The sequence below is a fragment of the uncultured Lamprocystis sp. genome (genome assembly GCF_903933125.1).
Taxonomy (GTDB): Bacteria; Pseudomonadota; Gammaproteobacteria; order Chromatiales; family Chromatiaceae; genus Thiodictyon.
The window spans coordinates 17916-36023 of sequence record NZ_CAIZIZ010000534.1 but is presented as its reverse complement, the minus strand read 5'-3'; the positions used below and the strand labels follow the sequence as shown (position 1 = coordinate 36023).

The window sequence follows — 18108 nt, the reverse complement described above, 5'->3', positions numbered from 1 at the left end:
GCCGCACCCAAGGCCGCCGCCGCGCCCGCCCCCCTCCAAGACCAACCGCCGGCCGCCCCGACGGCCTATACCGCCCTGATCGTCGATGCCACCGGAATCGGCGCCCAGGCCGCCATGTTCCCCCGCGTCCTGGGCCCGACCGGGCAAGTGCTCTATGACCTGGCCACCGCGGACCCCAATACCGCCGTCACCACCGGCCTCTGCGCCTACCGCAAGTCGCTCGACCAGGCCCGCAAGGACCCGCGCGCCGGCGCCAATCCGCTGGTCGTCAAGGCCGCCGAGACGGCCGGTACCGGACGCACCGACCTGGTGGTCGACGACGCCGGCGCCGCCCAGATCGCCGCACTCTCCAGTGGCGGGCTGCTGCGCGACGCCAAGGTCATTGTGGTCACGGACTGATCGACGACCCGGCAAGAGCGAGCCAGACGCCATGACCCCGCGCCCCTCAAACCCACCGGTCCGACGCCCCGCGCTGGGCCTCTGCCTGGCGCTCACCCTGGGGGCTATGCCAGCTTTGGCCGCGCCCGTGCCGGCTCGGGAGTCGGTCAGCCCCTTCCTGGAACTGGAGGCAGAGGTACCCCTGGGCGATGTGGGTGTCGGGCTCGCCATCGCCGCTACTCCCGCGGGTGAACTGTACCTGAGCGACGAGTCGCGCGGCGGCATCCGCCGACTAGCTGCGGACGGTATGGCCTGGCAACCCCTGATCGCCGCTGACCCTGGCTCCAAGCTCCCACGCCACCCGGCTGCGATCGCTACCGACGCCGCCGGGCGTCTGTGGGTCACGGACACCGACCGCCGCCGCGTGGTCGTGATCGGCCCCGCGGGCGAACCGGCCCAGACCTACGAGGACGGCCGGCGACTCCTGCGCAAACCCACCCGGCTTGCCCGCCTCGGGGACGGACGCATGACGGTCTGGGACACCGAGGGCAGCGCGCTCGTCCAGTTTGGCAGCGAGTCCGATCCGCTGGCTCCAGCCATCGCCCTCCTGTCCAGCCATCCAGGGGCTGACTTCTGTCTGCCGGCGGACCGCGGGGTCGCCTATTGCGTGGCCGCCGATCACAAGACCTTCACCAGCCAGGCTAGCGGCAAAACCCTCGCCACCTGGACCCCGCCCGGCCCGTACCCGCGCATCGGTGACGTGGTGATCGCCCCGACCGGCGACCTCTATCTGACCGACACCGCGGGTCGCCGCCTCTACCTCCTGACCGCAGACCTGGGCACCGCCACCCGGCTGCGCGTCTACGAATCCCTGTTCCAGTCCCCGACCCATCTCGCCCTGGCCGAAGGGCGCCTGTGGCTGCTGGACGAGGGCCGCAAGTCAGCGCTCCAGTTTCATCCGCGCATCGCCGAGACCGCCTGGGAGCATAGCCTGCTCGGTGAGGAATATCTGACGCTCGGGCTCTTTGAGCCGGCGTTGTCCGAGTTGGAGGCAGCGCAACGCCTGGGCCTGGACCGTCCCGACCTGACGCTCAACATCGGCAGCGCCCGCTATGGGTCAGGTCAATTCGCCGCGGCCATCGCCGCCTGGGAAGCCTTGCCACCTGAGGTCCGGGACCAGCCCGCCGCCCGACTGCGGCGTGCCAACGCCCAGTTTCGGCTCGGGCGCCACCAAGAGGCCGTCGAGGGCTATGCCGCCATTCCGCCCACGGCCGCTGAGTACCAGGCCGCGCGCTTCAACCTGGCCCAGGTCCACCTGACCATGGGTGAGTACGAGCCTGCCCGCGCGGCGCTGGCCGACCTCCTGAGGGCCAAGCCGGACAACCCCCAGGCCCGGCTTGCCCTGGCCCGGGCACTCATTGGGCTCGGTCGCGCTCAGGAGGCGGCGGCCCTGCTCGAACCACTCACCCAAACCGGAGCCGTCGCCGGGCCGATTACGGGCGAGGCCGCCTATCTGCTCGGCCACCAGCGGCTCGCGGCGGGGCATGCGCAGCAGGCGCTCCCGCTGCTTGAGCTGGCTGCCACCCTCGGCCCGCACTACCACGCCGTCTTGGCCGACCTCGCCCAAGCCTACCAGCAACTGGGCGACGCGGAGCGTGCCCGGCTCTATGCGCAACGCGCCGCCGATCTCAGCACCGACGCGGACCACCTCGCCAGCCTGATCCTGGAGGACGCCCCATGACATCCCGCCGCGCACTCACCCTGGCCGTCCTGCTGATCGGTGCCCTATTCATCGTCCCCGTCATCGCCCAGACAGAGGCGCCAACGGCCGGGGTCAAGGTCGTCACCTGCGCGGGCGAGGCACTGATCGACGGTGCGGACCTGCCCGCCGCGCGTCAGCGCGCCTTGCAGGAGGCCTTCGCCGCCGCCCTCACCCAGACCCTGGGCGCCTACCTCAGCGCCGAGAGCTTCACCCGCAACTTCGAGTCAATCGAGCGCGGCGTCTACCACCGCACCGCGGGCTACATCAAGACCTACAGCGTCCTCGACGAGACCAGCAAGGACGGTGTGCTTGAGGTCCGGATCGAAGCCCAGGTCTCCACCGGGCCGCTCAAGGATGACCTGACCGCCATGGGCATCCTGCTCGACGCCGTGGGCAATCCCGTCGTCGCCGTCCAGGGTCAGGATCAAGGGGTCGACCCGCCCGCATCGGTCCTCCGCTTCCGGGAGGAGTTCGCCAGGCAGGGCCTGCGGCTCGCCGACTCCGCCGAGCCGTCCGATGTCTTGCTCCGGCTGCGCGGTCAGGTGCAGAGCAGCAACGCTCTGGGCGGGGTCGGTCTGCACGGCGTCGTCGTGGCGCTCGCCGCCGAGGCCGTCAAGCCCGCAGACAACCGAGCGATCCTGAGTGCCGCGGAAAGCGCCAACGGCGCCGGACTCAACGAGACGGCGGCACTCGCCGACGGATATGCCAAGGCCGCAGACCGGCTATTCCCGATCGTCCTGGAGCGCCTGACGCGCGCCTGGCAGGCCGAGGTCAACACCGGGCGCCTGATCCCCGTCCAGGTACGGGTCGCGGACCTGCCCGCACTCATCCGCTTCAAGCAGCGCCTCGCACGGGTCTTCGGCGTCGATAAGGTCGAGTTGAAGCAATTCCAGCCGGGTCTTGGTGAGTTATTGGTTCGCTTTCGCGGCGCCCCGGCCCAGTTGGCGGAACTCACCGGCATGACCCAGTTCCTGGGGCAGGCCGTTGCAGTTCAGTCCGTGAATGCGGCGGGGCTGGTGGTCGCGGTGCAGTGACCGCAGGCGCCAGGTGATGACCAGCACCTCAGGATACATCGAGAGAGTAATGCGTAGACTTCGCATCATTTCTATTGCGCTTGTCGCCGGTATGACCGTGGTGCTGGCCGGTTGTTGGCTACCCGAAGACTTCGCCGCCGAGGTCGTCGTGAACCGCGACGGGAGCTATACATTCAAGTACGACGGCACCCTCACCTTTGCCATGGCCCTGGCCGCGGCGACGGAGCACGGACTCACCGAGCGCGACGAGGCCGAGTTGGCGAAGGGCGGGGAAGAACTGCGCCGTAGCCCCGGATTCAAGTCCGTCGACTATCAAGGCAAGGGTCGGTACAAGGTGCTGGTCGAGACCATCGGAATTCCCGGCGAGCCCTATTGGTTTCTTTCGAGAGATTACAAGATCTTCGCCGTTGAGACACGGCCGGACGGCACCATTCGCATCTCCGCGGCGCGCTTCAGTCAAGACGACATCAAGAAGTTCAAGTCGATCGGGGCTCGCGTCAATGGCACGCTCTCGGTCTCGGTGGCCAAGGGCATGACGGTGGTTGAGCACAACGCGCAAGCCCAACCCACGGTGTTCGGGCTCTTCGGCTCGTACAAATGGAATATCACGACGGTGGACGCCGATCCCTATATCGTCGTCAGACCATCGCCAGACGTTCAGGGTACACCAGGTTCCGCCGCGGCTACCAACCAAGCCGGCGCCGAGCGAACCAGTCCCCAGGGAGTCGAGGCCGCCAAGATCGAACGGCCGAACGACAAAATCGAGCACCAGGGTCGGGCGCAAGCGTCGCCACCATCGGCACTCAGCGCTGCGGCCCAGTCCGCGGATGCCTGGGCATTTCCGGTGACCCCCTACACGCCGGGCTCGTATGGCGGGCGAGGCTTCTATTATGACAAGAACCACCTGGGCGAAGACATCCGACTGTCGGAAGGCGCCCCGGTCCATGCCATCGGCCCCGGCAAGGTCGTCTATTATGGCCCGGCCCCAAGCTACGGCGAATTGGTCGCCGCGGTTGAGCATGATCTGGGCGGCCCCTGCGAGTTCATTCCGGCTACTGGCACCCCGGTCAAGACCGACAAGATCCTGTCGATCTATGGCCACATCCGCCCCTGCGACCAGCGCAGTAACGGCACCTGCACCGGTCTCAGCGTTGGCTCGGATGTAACCAAGGACAGCATCATTGGTTATATCAACGACCACAACGACGATCCAAACCTGGACCACAACGGCGACAGCAAGGAGCACCTGCATTTAGGCATTCGCCTGAGCAGTGCCGAGCAGGCCAGAATGACGGACGGCGGCAAATGGCTCCGCGGCTACGTTAGCGGCAGCCCCGCCGCCAAGGAGTTTGCCGCCGCATCGGTAGTGATCCCGGTGCTGCGCAGCGGGCGCCGTGGCCCTGTCGACACTGCTGGGATCTACCCGTCCGACGGCACCGCCGAGGCAAGGTCCGAGCCGATCCCACCCACGCCGACCGAAGGTTCCCTCGATTGGGCGAACCACCAACAGCGGCGCGCTGCCGGCGCCCAACGTGCGTTGAAAGCCGCCCGCGCCGCCGGTGTCCCGGACGAGGTCGCTTACCTCGTCTTTCTGCATAGCGGCTTTGCAGAGGATGTCGTGTTGCGCGCCCCGCCGCCGGACAGCGCCCAGGAATTCGCTTTCATCAATGACCACGTCCTCGGCGGCCTGTTGTCATTGCGCGTCATTACGAACGATGGCTACGAACATATCAATAAGCCGCTACTTGGCTACTTGGTAAATCGTGGACTCGCCTCGGTCCGCGCCGCGCGCTACAAGCAGGGTAGCGAAGACACCCCACTCATTGAAACGCCCTTCCTATTCTACGACCCTTCACTCTCGCTGCAGCCCTGGGTCACGGGCGAGAGCGATGGCAGTCTCCGGCTGTTTCTGGGATGGCGGGAGTTCCGGTCTATCACCTACGGCAACCAATATGAGGCGGCATTCAAAGGTATGCAAGTCCCGTTCTACGGACTGACCTTCGACTATGTGCTCGTGAGCCATCTCGCCGGCCTGCCGCAAGGCGGCAAACTGTACAAGGGGCGGGCTAAGGTCTGGAAAGACCCGAGCGATGGGGAGTGGAAACTCGACGAGTTCCATCTGGACGACGCGGGTGCCGCGGGCGTTTTTGAATGAGCCGGCGACTGCCAAGGCTTGATCCAGCGTTAGTCGCTGCAGGCGCTATCATCGCACCAATCATCGGAGTCTGTAGGACGGGCTTCAGTCCGACCGATACGGTGCGTCGCTGGAAGATTTCTGGTCGTCCTGAACGCCAAAATGCATCAGCGGCCACAATGATGATCAAGGTTTTTCGGTCATGATTCCTGACGCGAGGAGATTCTCAATGAAGGCGGAGAACAGCGTGAAGGAGAGCAATGTCGATAGGCGCGGACCGTTAGTGCGAATCACCTTGCTTCTTTGCCTTATCGCACACCCCGCGGTGAGCGGGATTTTTGGCGGTCCGACCGCCAAAGACCTCGTGGGCATCTGGATCAACACCGGGAATTACAAAGACACGCTCCAGTTGTTCGAGGACGGAGACGGCCGGTGGGGCGATGGCACGTTCTTGGAGTGGAAGATTCTGGATGACGTCCGGGTCAAGATTGTCTCCGGAGGCGGAGACAACAAGAAGGTTCTTATCGCCGATACCAAGGACTATTCCGAGAAAGTCTTGTACGTCGATAACCAAGAATATCTGGCCCTCGAAGAACGTTATCTCGCCACCTATAAAGAGTTGGCCGCTGCGATCTCGGCAAAAGAACATGCCAAGGGGTGTGAGGAAGGCGCGGTGATTTCGGCAAGCCTGCGCAGAGGGGCCGAGAAAGCGGCGACAAACCCAAGGATACGGGCATGCGCGGACACATTGGGCGGGAACGTTAGCGGGCAATTCCAGGAATCTTATCTCATGGAGGCGAGAGAACTTGGGGCAGACGCCCGAGGCAATTTAGACAAGGCGATTTCCATGTCGCCGGACTTTGGCCGCTCTTATATCATATCGGCACAATGCTTTGACGCCGAGATCGCCGTTCTGAAAATGCAGGCAAGGTTCGCGACATCCATGTCGATGGGCCAGCAAGAGGAGTATACGGAAATCCTTTCCAGTCTGTCCACCAAGGCCATCGCCGCCAGGGTCGCGGCAATCGAGCGCGCGTTATCCAAGAACTGGCGAGCGCAGATATTCAACGCGCTTGCCTGGACCCATGCGACGACTGACGACCCTGATTTCCTGAATGGCCCACTCGCCGTGGCGTACGCCAAGGAAGCCATTTCCCTCCAACCGGATCAAAGCGTTCACCTCGACACCTTGGCGGCCGCCTATGCCCGAACAGATGACTTTAAGGAAGCCGTTGCGGTGCAAAAGAAGGCCATCGCGTTGTTGCCGGCAACTCAGGAGGCCAACCGTCCAGGTTATGCGGAACGCCTTGCGGCCTACGAGCAAGGTCAGGCATACACCGCGCCGAAGTAGAGGAACGCTCACCATGCCTACACTGTATCGTCTTCATCCTATTCTGCTTGGCGCGCTTGGGCTATCTTTGCTCCCCATGTTCGTCATGGCGGATGAGACCTTGAACGGACAAGCGGTGGGCCGCCTGCCGTACCCGGTGGTGCCTGGATTCGAGCGGTACGCGCCGGATCCCCTGGATATGGTCCGAGAGGTTGCACTTACCGTCGGCGACAATTGCTACTTTGGAAATCACGCCGGTAGTCTGGATGCCCTATTTGGTGGACGAGCGGTTTCCATCGACTACGATTTCGAGTCTTTCGAAATCTACGTGGGGAAGGAACTCGCCAACGAAGCCATGCGTTGGTTCGGTCCCGGGTCCGGCGATGCGCCATTGTGCCCAATTCGCGATCTTGAGATCACCGCGATCGGGCGGTGGACCAACCCAAAAAGTTTCGAGGCGGTCAAGATTATCCTGCCCAAGGACAAGATCGAGGCGCTGCTTAGACTGGACGCGGACGCTGAGTCGGCGCAGGGCGCACCTGCTACTTCGTCGGACGCCTGGGACTTTCCGGTGACGCCCTATGTGCCGGGGTCCTATGGCGGGCGCGGCTTTTATTACGACAAGAATCACTTGGGCGAGGATGAGCGTCTCGCGGAGGGTGCCGCCGTTCATGCGATCGGTCCCGGCAAGGTCGTATTCTACGGTCCGGCGCCAAGCTACGGCGAATTGGTTGCGGCGGTAGAGCATGACCTGGGCGCCCCTTGTGATCTGATCTCCGGCGCCGGCACGCCAGTCAAGACGGCCAATATCCTCTCGATCTATGGGCACATCCGGCCCTGCGACAAACGCGAGAACGGCATCTGCACCGGTCTCTCGGTTGGAACGGGAGTCACCAAGGACACGATCATCGGCTACGTCAACGACCACAACGACGACCCGACCCTGGACCACAACGGTGACGGCAAGGAGCACATGCACTTGGGAATCCGCTTGGCCAGCGCCGAGCAGGCGCAACAGGCCGACGGTTCAAAATGGCTGCGTGGCTATGAGAGCGGTAGCAAGACCGTCGGCCAATTCGCCGCTGGATCACTCGTGATCCCCAGATTGCAGACCTTGTGCACCAAACCCTCGCCTCAGCAGGAGCAGTTGATCGCGACCGATGGCACCTGGCTGATCGGCCTGACCGGTTATGGCCCGCTGCGGATCGGTATGAATCGAGTCGAGGCGTCGGCGGCGCTTGGAGCGGACGTGTCTTACAACAGCGAACAATCGGAGAACTGCTTCTACGCGCAGGTTCAAACCAGAAATGGAACCATCGGGTTACTTTTCCAGGATCAACGTCTCACCGAAATTGAAGTTCCTGAAGAGTCGAAGAATATCATCACGGTTCAGGGTGTTAAGATCGGCGACCGGATTGACAGGGTAGACGGTGCGTATCGAGGTCAATCTGGATTGGAGCGCCGAGAACATATCGACGAGGGCCGTGAGCGGTCGGTCATCTACTGGGATCGCGGGAAGAAGCGCGGCGTCCGCCTTCGGCTAGATCAAGCCGGTGTGGTGCTGGGAATCAGTGGCGGGACCAGCTCGATATGGGACTACGAATCATGCGATTGATACGGGTTCCAGCGCAAGAGAGCGGAATCTCTATCATTCTGCCCATCCGACGCTGCCAGGGCGCGGAGCAGGTAACGAATAGTTCAGACTGGTTTCCGATTTACAGACTAAAGGGGTTGCAACGATGAATCGTTTGGCAATTATGCTGACACTTGCCATTTTGCTGCCGGCGGCTCCGTCCGGAGCGGCCCCGATGGATACGGATCAGGCGGTGGCCTACCTGGCGGACCGGCTGGTCGCGAAGCGCCAAGGGGATGTAGCGCAGGTGAAGGGGGATACGGTTTATATCGCACTTGGTGAGCAGGATGGCATCCTGGAGGGGAGTCAATTCGATATCGTGCGGTTGGGCGATCCGATCCAGGTCGGCGGTCAGTTGCTCGGCCATGAGGAGAGGGTTATCGGCAAGGCCGAGGCCGAGCGCATCCTGGAGAAGCTCACGGTGGCGCGGATGTTGGCCAAACTGGAGACACCGCGCAACGGCGACCGTGCCTACCTAGCGCGCAGCCCGGTCAAGCGTCTGGTGGTTGCCCCTTTCACCCTGGACGGCAATGTGACGAGTTTGGGTCAGGGCATCCAGGAGAGCCTGATCACTGCGCTGTTGAGTAAGGGCATGAAAGTCGTGGAGCGCAGCCAGTTGGAGCAGGTGTTGGCGGAGCAGAAGCTCGGCTACTCCGGGTTGGTGAAGCTGGACTCGGCCAAGAAGCTCGGTGAGTTGTTAGGCGCGGATTCCATTGTACTCGGCAGCCTGCGTGACCTTGGGGAGACGGTGGACGTGAACGCACGGCTGGTCGCGTTAGAGAGCGGCACGGGGCTCAGTGCCGCGCAGACGCGGATTGCCAAGACGCAAGTCGTTGCGCAGCAACTCGGGCAATTGGTGGAGCAAGCAGAGGCCGGTGCTGCGCCTCTCCCTGCCAGTGGAGAGAAGAGGACCGGAAAGAAGGTGGGCGAGAACCACCCAAGGTTTGACAATGATTTTGTTCGGATCGAGGCGGTATCCCTCAGCTCTGAGGCGCAGGGCCTGTTGTTGAAGCTCAGGTTTACGAACATATCAAAGAAGGTCGTAGAAGTAAGGATTTCCGATTACGGGACTTGCTATTTGGCTGATGACGTGGGGGAACGCAATATGTGCAAGGAAGCGTCTTGGAAGGATCAGCGAAGGAGAGACGATATGGAGTTGGTGCCGGATATTCCGCGACTGGAAAGCATCCGACTTGAGAGTAGAAAGGGCAGCGCAGATGATTACGTATTCACCGCGCAATTTGTCGAAGGAAACCAAAACCGCTTTTACGTCGTGATTAAGGGCATCGCGATCAAATAGAAGCGAGCATAAGCGCCCGGCTGCGCCAATGCATTTGCTCCTTGGCCTATGGGTTTCGCCGCGGCGGGGTGTTGAACGCCATGCGGCACTTCGGCCATCGCGCCTCGACTGAAGCATTGCGCGGGTTCGGCTAACGCGACGATTTAAGTGCACCGGCGCGACACGACCGCCGCTTGCAGACAATAGAGGAGATCCAGATGACGACCAGACGTTTTTTCGCTCTTGCGCTAGCAGTAGGTTTCGGTGCGGCTCAGCCGACCCAGGCCCAAACCGCCGTGGAGGTGAACTGCCCCGAAAAGGGCGTCTGCCGCGAGGCGAAGACTGCGATGCCGCTCAAGATACTGCCACGGCCCTTCTCGAACGTCTACCAGGCCAAGCTGGAGGATAATGGAAGCATCGTAAGCGCGAATGTGAGGGCCTTTTATCCACTCTTCGTTTTCGCCCGCGAGGACTTGGACGCGAGCGTGCCAAATGATCCCAATGGCTGGTATTGGGTGGGCGAGTCGCCTCAGGGCCAGCCGATCGGCTGGATGCGGGCGAAAGACGTATTGGAGTGGCGGCAGGCGCTGGTCGTCTCCTATAGCCATCCGGGCGAGGGGGACGAGGCGCGCGGCCGGGTGCTGATGTTCGATGACCGGGCGCGGCTCAAGTCCATGGTGGAGTCGCCGGAACGCGCCAAGGCGTTCAGTGCGGCCTATGCGTCACTGAAGCAGCAGCAGGTCCCGACCGGGGTGGTGAGCAAGGAGCCGGAGCGGTTCGTCGACATCACCGAAAAGTTTTACATGCTGCCGATCGTCGACTTTGAGATGGTGAATGTCGACGGCGACGAGGCGCGCTATCTCCAGTTGGCCGCGGCGGTGCCGGGGGAGCGCAGCGCGACCGATACCCTGGCAAACCCGGAGTTCCGGCAACAGGCGGCCCAGGTCGGCGGCGGCCTGCAGGACAGGGCGGCGCTGAAGACGTTGGGGGTCGATCTGGTCTTCGTGATGGACATGACGAGCAGTATGCAGACCTATCTTGATCGGACCAAGGAGGCGATCGCGGCCATTGCGCGGGGCACCGGCGCGGCGGCGGGGGATCGGATCCGGTTCGGGTTGGTCGGGTATCGGGACGACCTCAAGACCCTGCCGGCCCTGGAGTTCGTCAGCAAGAACTTCACGCCGCAACTGGTGGGCGCGGATCAACTGGCCAGGATCCTCGAAACTGAGGCCAAGGCGGCGACGGTCGGCTCCGACGACTACCCGGAGGAGGCCTTCGCGGGCATGAAGACCGCGCTGTCGACCCAGTGGACCGACAACGCCCTGCGGCTGGTGGTGCTGGTAGGGGATGCCAGCTCACACCCGGTCGGGCACAAACAGAACACCACCGGGCTGGATGAAAAGACCCTGCGCATCATGGCCGACGACGCTCAGGTGCATCTGTTGGCCCTGCATCTGGAGGAGGCGCGCGCGACCAGCGACCATCCAGTGGCGAGCGAGCAGTTCGCCACCCTCTCCAAGGTCCGCGGCACGGCGGGCGAGACGGGCCTAATCGAGATCAAGGTGGAGAACAAGGACGACTTCGCGGGAGCGGTGAAGGCCGCCACGGATCAGGTGGTCGGTTTGATCAAGAGGATCGAACGGGACACTGGGGCCGCCGTCGGCGATGCACAAGTAAGGTCCGCGGGCAGCGGTCCCGCGGACACACAGGCGCCCGCCGCTGGGCAGCCGTTGCTGGATATGCCGGCCACCGCGGCGGCAGTCGCGACCCCACCCGTGTTGCTGGACAGCCCGGCGGCGCCGGTCCCGGTCGCCCCGCCGCGGAAGCCCGCTCCTGCCGTTGCCGTCTCGCCCGATGACCCCGCCGCCCAGGCCGGCCAGAAGATGCAGAAGCTCATCGACACCGCACTGGTGGAGTACCTGGGCAAGGGTCAGACCCCGCCCCGGGACCTCTTGGTGTGGGCCTTCGACCGCGACCCGCTGAACCCGGCGACCCCGGCACTGGAGGTGCGGGTGCTGCTGACCAAGGCACAGTTGAGCGACCTGGTGACCAAGCTGGAGTTGGTGACCAAGGCAATGAAGCAGGCGGAGTTGACCCAGATGGCCTTCTTCGACGCGCTGTCCAGCGTGGCCGCGGGCACGGTGAAGAACCCGGACCAGATCAAGAACGCGGACAAACTCAAGGGCGCAGGGCTGCTGGATGCCTTCATCGAAAGCCTGCCCTACAAGAGCCAGATCCTCTCGCTGAGCAACGAGATGTACGCGGGGATGACGCCGAGCGAGCGGGCGACCTTGCAAAACGGCCTGGACGCCAAGCTGATGCTGTACCGGGCGGTGAACGAGGACGTGGATGGGTGGGTGAAGCTGAACGAGTCCGATGCGGACGCGGATAAGGTCTATCCCTTGCACCTGGATGCGCTGCCGTGACGCACAGTACCGCGTCTGTGGTCGGTGCGGTATGAGCGCCAGCCGCGGGCCCGGCCCCCTCCCCGACCCTCCCCCACCAGGGGGGACGGGGTATGGGCATGAGGCCCCGCGACAATCGCGGGGCCAGGGGTCTGCGGCAACGGATGCAGACTCGAACGAGGCCACGGTCATCATGCCCTACCCAGGGCCCTATCGCCCCCCCGCCCAGCCGGCTGCCGCGTACCTGACGGCCGCGCCGGTACTGGCGTTCGAGAACCTGATGAAGTCCAGGGGGCAAGGGGGCGTCGGCTTCGAGTTGCATGTGCCCGCCTTCGCCGTCCGCCCCGGTGAGTTAGTGGCGCTGGTGGGCGAGAGCGGCTGCGGCAAGAGCACGCTGCTCGACTTGTTGGCCCTGGTGTCGCGGCCGACGCGCTGCGCCGCCTTCCGTTTCCAGGCGCCGGGCGGCGCGACGGGTGCGCTGCCCATCGACATCGCGGCCCTGTGGGCGGCGGGCCGGGAGGCGGCCCTGGCGCGGGTGCGCCGCGATCACCTGGGCTATGTGCTCCAGACCGGCGGGTTGCTGCCCTTCCTGTCGGTACGGCAGAACCTGGAGTTGCCGATGCAGGTGCAGGGACTCGCCAACGTCCCCGGTCGGGTGGAGGCTTGGGCGGCACGGATGGGGGTGGAGGGTCTGCTTGGGAAGAAGCCCCAGTTCCTGTCCGGCGGCCAGCGGCAGCGGGTCGCGATCCTGCGCGCGTTGATCCATCAACCGGCCCTGGTGCTGGCGGACGAGCCGACCGCGGCTGTAGATCGTACCCGGGCCCGCCGGATCGTCGCGGATTTTCGTGCCCTGGCCCGCGACGGGGGCAGCACCATCGTGATGGTCACTCATGACCGGCCCCTGATGGACGGGGTGGCGGATCGCACCTTCGGCTTCACCCTGGAGCAGGTCTCCGATACCCTGACCCGCTCTACCTGTCGGGAGGGTGTCGGCTGATGGTTGCCGACGCGATCATCCCGCCCCTGCCGCAGTCCGCGCCCCGTTCCGCGCGCCGGACGCGCGCCACCGTGCTGCGTCTGGCCCTGGCGGACCTGGGGCACGAGTGGGTCCTGACACTGTGTCTGGTGCTGGCCCTGGCGGCGGTGATCTCGCCGCTGCTGATCCTGATGGGGCTCAAACACGGCACGGTGGAGACGCTACGCTGCGCCCTGGTCCAAGACCCGGCCTACCGGGAGATCCGGCCAGCGGAGACCCGCGCCTATGACCCGCTCTGGTTTGCGACCTGGGGCAAGCGGCCCGAGGTGGGGTTCCTCACGCCGACCATCCTGCCGGCATCCTCCATCATCGGGGCGGCCAAGCCAGACGCACCGGGGACCCAGTTCCTGGACCTGATCCCGACCGGCGCCGGGGACCCGCTGATCCTGGAGAACGGCGGCGCCATCCCCGGGGCGGGAGAGGTGGTCCTCACCCAGGTGGCGGCGGAGGGGCTCGGTGTGCAGGCCGGCGACACCTTGGAACTGCGGGCGACCCGCAGCCGTGGCGGACAGCCGGAGCAAGGGGTGACCCGGGTGCGGGTCGCCGCCGTGCTCGGCCAACGCGCCGGTACCCTGGCCCGGGTCTATGCCCCGCTCGGCCTGGTGCTCGACGTGGAGAGTTACAAGGAGGGGATGGCGGTCCCGGGACGCGGTTGGGACGGCGGCAGCCCCACGCCCTATGCGAGCTTCGACGGCATCCTGGTCCTGGTTCCGGAGCCCTTGACCGCGGTGCAACGGGCGGGCTTGAGCATCAACACTGGCCTGACCCGAAGTGACCCGTTGACCGCGGAGGCGTTCCGGCTGCGCACCGGCCTTCCCGTCCCGCCCGACTTTCATGTCTATGAGTTGGGTATCCAGTCCGGGGCCATTCAGATGTCAAGTGTGCGAACGATCAAGGACAAGCTGCGGGGTACGGGCGCGATCCTGTTGCCCTACGTGACGGATACGTCACTGCGCTTCGCCCAGGCGAATGGGGAGGCGCTCGCCGCGCCCGTGTTCGGACTCTCGGTGTCGGCAGACGATGCGGCCCGGCTGGGCCTGACGCCGCCGCCGTGGGGGGCGTTGCGCGGGGAATTGGGCGACTCGACGCGGCTACTCCAGGTGTTGCTGCCGGCTGGATCGGTGTCCGCTGCCTCGACTGCCATCGAGGCCGAGGCGCGGCCGGCCGGAGGGACGCTGCACTTCACGCTGGCGGTGGCCGGACCGGGAGTGACGGGGGTCGCACTGGTGCCGACGGAACTGCTGGGGGTGCTGCGCACCGCGACGGATCGACCGATCACCTACGACCTGGGGAGCGGGCGCTTCCTGCTGGCCCGCACCGGGTTCCAGGGGTTCCGCCTCTATGCGCGATTCATCGACGACGTGGCCGGACTGGAGCGTGACCTGCGCCGTGAGGGGATCGATGTCATCGCCCAAGGTCAGGCGATCGAACGGATCCGCATCCTCGACCGTGGGCTCACCCGGGTCTTCTGGCTGGTGGCGGTGGTGGGCATCACCGGCGGCTTTGCGGCGCTCATTGCCAGCCTCTATGCGGCGGTGCAACGCAAGCGCCGGGAACTGGGAGTGATGCGGCTGCTGGGCCTCGCGCGGCTTGCGGTCTTTCGCTTCCCGATCTACCAGGGCACCACCATCGCGGGCTTGAGCATCTTGCTGGCGATCCTTGGGTATCTCGCGCTGGCGATGGTGATCAATCAGGTCTTTGCTGCGGACCTGGCGGTGGCGAGTCAGGCGTGCCGGACCGCGCAACGGATCTGTGCCTTGCCCAACCTTTATCTGCCGATCGCCGTCGTCGCAACCGTGATCGTAGCGCTGGTGAGTTCGTTGGTCGCGGCCTGGAAGACCACGCGCATCGACCCCGCCGAGGCCCTACGGGAGGAGTAACGAGTGATAGTCCATCCAATCAAGGTACTCGCGGCCCTGGTCCTTGCCGCGCAGGTCAATGCCGCGGAAGCGCCAGCCGCAACCCCGGCGAACCCCAAACCCGCGGAGGGGGACCTGACGCTGCCCATGCCCGCGGATACGACCATGGTCTTCCGGCCGATCCTGGTGCCGGGCAAGTCGTTCTGGGGCGGCGAGGAACGGATCATCCAACTCGGCGACCCGGACGGCGGGATGTTCGAGGGTCTGCAGCGGGTACAGATCAACGGCTCCTTCCCCGCCCCCGGGGATCAGGGCTGGTTCTATTACCTGGGCAAATACGAAGTCACAAAGGGGCAATACGTGGCCCTGATGGGTCTGGACGCACTGCTTGCGCAGAGCGGGAACCCCAAGGACAAGGAGCTTGCGAAGCTGACGGGGCAGGGGCTCCAGGCGGCGTTGTCCGAACCGCTGTCGGGGATTGGCTGGCCGGCGGTCGAGGCCTTCGTCCATGCGTATAACCAGTGGTTGTTCGACTCCGGGCACCCGGAACGCCTGAAGAACCTGCCCAGGCTGGAAGGCGTACCCGGGTACCTGCGTCTGCCCACGGAGGTCGAATGGGAGTATGCGGCACGCGGCGGTGAGACGGCGATCCGCGCCGGCACCTTTGGCGATGCGATCCCGGTACCTGCGGCCTCGCTCAACAACTACGCCTGGCACCGGGACAATGCCAAGGCCAAGGTGCGCCCCATCGGTCTACGCGAGCCCAATGCACTGGGTCTGTACGACTTGCTCGGCAACGTTCAGGAGTTGGCCGCCCAGCACTTCCTGCCCGAGATCTGGCAGGGCAAACCGGGCGGCCTGGTCGCCCGCGGCGGGAGCGTGCTCACCCCGGCGAAGGAACTGCGTTCCGCCGCGCGGGCCGAGGTCGGCATCTATCGCTGGGATCCCGACCGCCAGCGCATGGAGGAGCAGAGGTCGCTGACCACCGGCATCCGGCTCACGATCGGGTCCGACGTCATCGTCTCCCCGAACTATTGGCAGACCCTGCAGACCGGCTATGACGCGTACAAGGCGTCCATTCGCGCCAATACACCCGTGGGTCTGACGCTGGAGCATCCGGTCGCCCAGGGGGCGTCCGCGGTGGGTATGGCCCATGCCGGTATCGATGAGCTCATGAGCAAGAACCAGGCCCTCTCGACGGAGCTGACCCGGATCAAGAGCTACATCGAACAGGCCGAGCAAAAGATGGATCAGGCGCAACAGGAAAGCGCCCGCAGCCTCGCCCAGGATGCACTGCGCAACGCCGCGAATGCTGGCAGCTTCCTCTTTGGCGCGACCCAGATGAGCGCCCGCGCCAAGGAGTTGGAAGAAATGGTCAAGCAACTCGGCGACCGCTTTAAGGATCAACTGAAGTTGGTCAAAGACAAGGCCGCGGAGAAGCGACAGAACGCATCCGAGCAGTTGGATGCCTATGCCAAGCGCGTGGCGGAGTTGGGAGAGTATGGAAACACCTATGTGGATCAGGCGCTCGCCGTGCTTGGCAAGCGAGACCTGTCCGAACGGGAACGGACTGCAATCGTCCTGTTGGCAAACCACGTCGCCCAGTATCGGGCGACACGGCGTATTTCACGAGAGGCATGGGGAAATGACTTCGAGAAACAATACGGCACGGTATCAAAATAGCTGGCCCCGGGGTTCGGCTGTCGGGCTGCGGGTCCTGATCACGGTCGTCGTGGCGGTGATCACTGTCGCTTGCGCATCCACTCCACCACCACGGACAGATGTGGTGCATACCGTCGCCCCGGGCGAATCATTGAAGGATATCTCGCTGCAATACACCGGGAACCCAGACAACGACAAGGCGATCGCGGCCCGCAGCGGCATTCTGAAGCCGAGTAAGGTCAAGGCGGGTGAGAAGGTCACCATCCCGGCAAACCTGCTCCCGCCGGACACCAGCGCCGGCGGGTTATCGCCCGCGGCCCAAGCCGATGCGGAACGCACGATGGCTGAGGCGATGGCAGCGGGTGCGGCGATTGGTGCGGTCGGAGGAGGCGTCAGTTGCAAGAAGGACCGAGCGGCGTGTGCAGGGGTGGGAGCCGGCGTCGGCGCCCTCACCGGCCTATTGGCCGGCGTGGCGATGGTGATGGCAAAGCAGGCATTCGTAAGCGATGAGGACCACCTGAATCAGGAGATTGCGTTTGCCCAAAAATACAACCAGGAACTACAGGCCCACAACATCCAATTGGCTGGCGATATCAAGCAATTGACTGCCGAATCGAATCGACTGAGGCAACAGGTCAAGCGGCGCCAGGCTCAAGCCGGCCAGTTAACGGCTCAGAAACAGAAGGTCTCCGCACTCTTGGCCGCAAATAAAAAGCTGCTGGCCGATTCACGTAATGAGCTGGCGCGGCAAGGTATGAGTTACGCCAGCTTCGCGAACGGCAAGACCGCGGCTAACCCCAACACGGGGAAGCTTAAGACAGAGATCGCAGTGTTGAAGACCAACATTGAAAAGCTCGATGGTGAGACGCGGAAAGTGGCGGCGATCAACGACCATTTGAGCGTCTAACACCTCGTGACTCCCAAGGAGATAGAACCATGTATCGGCAAATCACACTGGCGCTCGTGGCGACCCTCGCGGTGGGCTGTTCAACTTCACCCGACCGCGCCAATGACCCGCGCGGCGGCGGTTTCTTCGGCGGCTTGGTCGGTGTCACGCGGGGCGACTACACCGCACGTAAACAGGAGCGGGAGGATGCCTTATCGAGTATCCACCAGGCGAACCAGGGGGTCGCGCAGGACAACCTGACCTTGGAGCAGACCCGGCAGACCCAGCAGGAGGAGGTGGGTCAACTCAAGCGTCAAGTCACCAAGTTGAACAGCAATGTCCGCTCACTCTCCGTCCAGGTCGCGAACCTTCAGCAGCGCTCCGGCAGTGCCGAGGCGGCACAGCTCCAGCGGCGCGTAGGGACCCTGGACCGTAAGTCCGCTGCCTTGAAAGGCAAGGCCGTTGGCGGCGATACCGCTGCGCTCACCCGTCAGAAGGCCCAATTGGAACAGGAGTATGCGGCAAGCCTGCAGACCTACATGGCGTTGAGCGATGCCGGGGGTACTGGCGAGTCCAAGCCCGCGTCTACCGGCCTGCGGGATATGCCGAAATAGTAGGTCGGGCACTGCGTAGCGCCCTTATCGTTGGTACACGAGACTCAGGATGGGCGGGGCGCGAGACGATTGGGTCCGCGCCCGCTGTCAGATCGT

13 protein-coding genes are annotated in these 18108 nt (G+C 64.4%); all 13 read left to right on the top strand.

What is annotated here, in order from left to right:
• Positions 1 to 399: hypothetical protein (locus QZY03_RS29340; protein ID WP_295587490.1), on the top strand; the 399-nt coding region annotated here is incomplete at its 5' end.
• Between the two features lie 31 nt (positions 400 to 430).
• The gene (locus tag QZY03_RS29335) at positions 431 to 2119 is read left to right on the top strand and encodes a tetratricopeptide repeat protein (protein WP_295587488.1); all 1689 of its coding nucleotides are present in this window, start codon (positions 431 to 433) and stop codon (positions 2117 to 2119) included.
• Positions 2116 to 3174 carry a flagellar assembly protein T N-terminal domain-containing protein gene (locus QZY03_RS29330; protein WP_295587486.1) on the top strand — a complete coding sequence of 353 codons (1059 nt, stop codon included), beginning with the start codon at positions 2116 to 2118 and terminating at the stop codon, positions 3172 to 3174. Before QZY03_RS29335 ends, QZY03_RS29330 begins: the two co-directional genes overlap by 4 nt.
• A gap of 49 nt (positions 3175 to 3223) precedes the next feature.
• Positions 3224 to 5329, top strand: a complete 2106-nt coding sequence (locus tag QZY03_RS29325; RefSeq protein WP_295587484.1) for a M23 family metallopeptidase — start codon at positions 3224 to 3226, stop codon at positions 5327 to 5329.
• Between the two features lie 208 nt (positions 5330 to 5537).
• Positions 5538 to 6659 carry a hypothetical protein gene (locus tag QZY03_RS29320; RefSeq protein WP_295587482.1) on the top strand — a complete coding sequence of 374 codons (1122 nt, stop codon included), beginning with the start codon at positions 5538 to 5540 and terminating at the stop codon, positions 6657 to 6659.
• A 13-nt stretch (positions 6660 to 6672) separates the two neighbouring features.
• On the top strand, positions 6673 to 8253 hold the full coding sequence (locus QZY03_RS29315) for a hypothetical protein (protein WP_295587480.1): 1581 nt from the start codon (positions 6673 to 6675) through the stop codon (positions 8251 to 8253).
• A 124-nt stretch (positions 8254 to 8377) separates the two neighbouring features.
• Positions 8378 to 9571, top strand: coding sequence for a FlgO family outer membrane protein (locus QZY03_RS29310; RefSeq protein WP_295587478.1), 1194 nt, complete (start codon positions 8378 to 8380; stop codon positions 9569 to 9571).
• Positions 9572 to 9768: 197 nt separating this feature from the next.
• Complete coding sequence (locus QZY03_RS29305) at positions 9769 to 11976, top strand: vWA domain-containing protein (RefSeq protein WP_295587476.1); 2208 nt, start codon at positions 9769 to 9771, stop codon at positions 11974 to 11976.
• Positions 11977 to 12148: 172 nt separating this feature from the next.
• Positions 12149 to 12952, top strand: a complete 804-nt coding sequence (locus tag QZY03_RS29300) for an ABC transporter ATP-binding protein (protein ID WP_295587474.1) — start codon at positions 12149 to 12151, stop codon at positions 12950 to 12952.
• Entirely contained in the window at positions 12952 to 14871 is a 1920-nt protein-coding gene (locus QZY03_RS29295; protein ID WP_295587472.1) for an ABC transporter permease, read from the top strand. The genes QZY03_RS29300 and QZY03_RS29295 overlap by 1 nt, the downstream gene beginning before the upstream one ends.
• Before the next feature lie 3 nt (positions 14872 to 14874).
• Complete coding sequence (locus tag QZY03_RS29290; RefSeq protein ID WP_295587470.1) at positions 14875 to 16533, top strand: SUMF1/EgtB/PvdO family nonheme iron enzyme; 1659 nt, start codon at positions 14875 to 14877, stop codon at positions 16531 to 16533.
• Between the two features lie 103 nt (positions 16534 to 16636).
• Complete coding sequence (locus tag QZY03_RS29285) at positions 16637 to 17419, top strand: hypothetical protein (RefSeq protein ID WP_295587468.1); 783 nt, start codon at positions 16637 to 16639, stop codon at positions 17417 to 17419.
• 29 nt (positions 17420 to 17448) lie between these two features.
• Positions 17449 to 18012: a hypothetical protein gene (locus QZY03_RS29280; protein WP_295587467.1), complete on the top strand. Its 564-nt coding sequence runs from the start codon at positions 17449 to 17451 to the stop codon at positions 18010 to 18012.
• Positions 18013 to 18108 lie beyond the last annotated feature (96 nt).

What these genes read in the sequence shown, in the direction of transcription:
- QZY03_RS29300 (WP_295587474.1), top strand. Translation starts at nt 12,149, where the DNA reads ATGCCCTACCCAGGGCCCTATCGCCCCCCCGCCCAGCCGGCTGCCGCG.
- QZY03_RS29320 (WP_295587482.1), top strand. Translation starts at nt 5,538, where the DNA reads ATGAAGGCGGAGAACAGCGTGAAGGAGAGCAATGTCGATAGGCGCGGA.
- QZY03_RS29310 (WP_295587478.1), top strand. Translation starts at nt 8,378, where the DNA reads ATGAATCGTTTGGCAATTATGCTGACACTTGCCATTTTGCTGCCGGCG.
- QZY03_RS29305 (WP_295587476.1), top strand. Translation starts at nt 9,769, where the DNA reads ATGACGACCAGACGTTTTTTCGCTCTTGCGCTAGCAGTAGGTTTCGGT.
- QZY03_RS29330 (WP_295587486.1), top strand. Translation starts at nt 2,116, where the DNA reads ATGACATCCCGCCGCGCACTCACCCTGGCCGTCCTGCTGATCGGTGCC.
- QZY03_RS29325 (WP_295587484.1), top strand. Translation starts at nt 3,224, where the DNA reads ATGCGTAGACTTCGCATCATTTCTATTGCGCTTGTCGCCGGTATGACC.
- QZY03_RS29335 (WP_295587488.1), top strand. Translation starts at nt 431, where the DNA reads ATGACCCCGCGCCCCTCAAACCCACCGGTCCGACGCCCCGCGCTGGGC.
- QZY03_RS29295 (WP_295587472.1), top strand. Translation starts at nt 12,952, where the DNA reads ATGGTTGCCGACGCGATCATCCCGCCCCTGCCGCAGTCCGCGCCCCGT.
- QZY03_RS29280 (WP_295587467.1), top strand. Translation starts at nt 17,449, where the DNA reads ATGTATCGGCAAATCACACTGGCGCTCGTGGCGACCCTCGCGGTGGGC.
- QZY03_RS29315 (WP_295587480.1), top strand. Translation starts at nt 6,673, where the DNA reads ATGCCTACACTGTATCGTCTTCATCCTATTCTGCTTGGCGCGCTTGGG.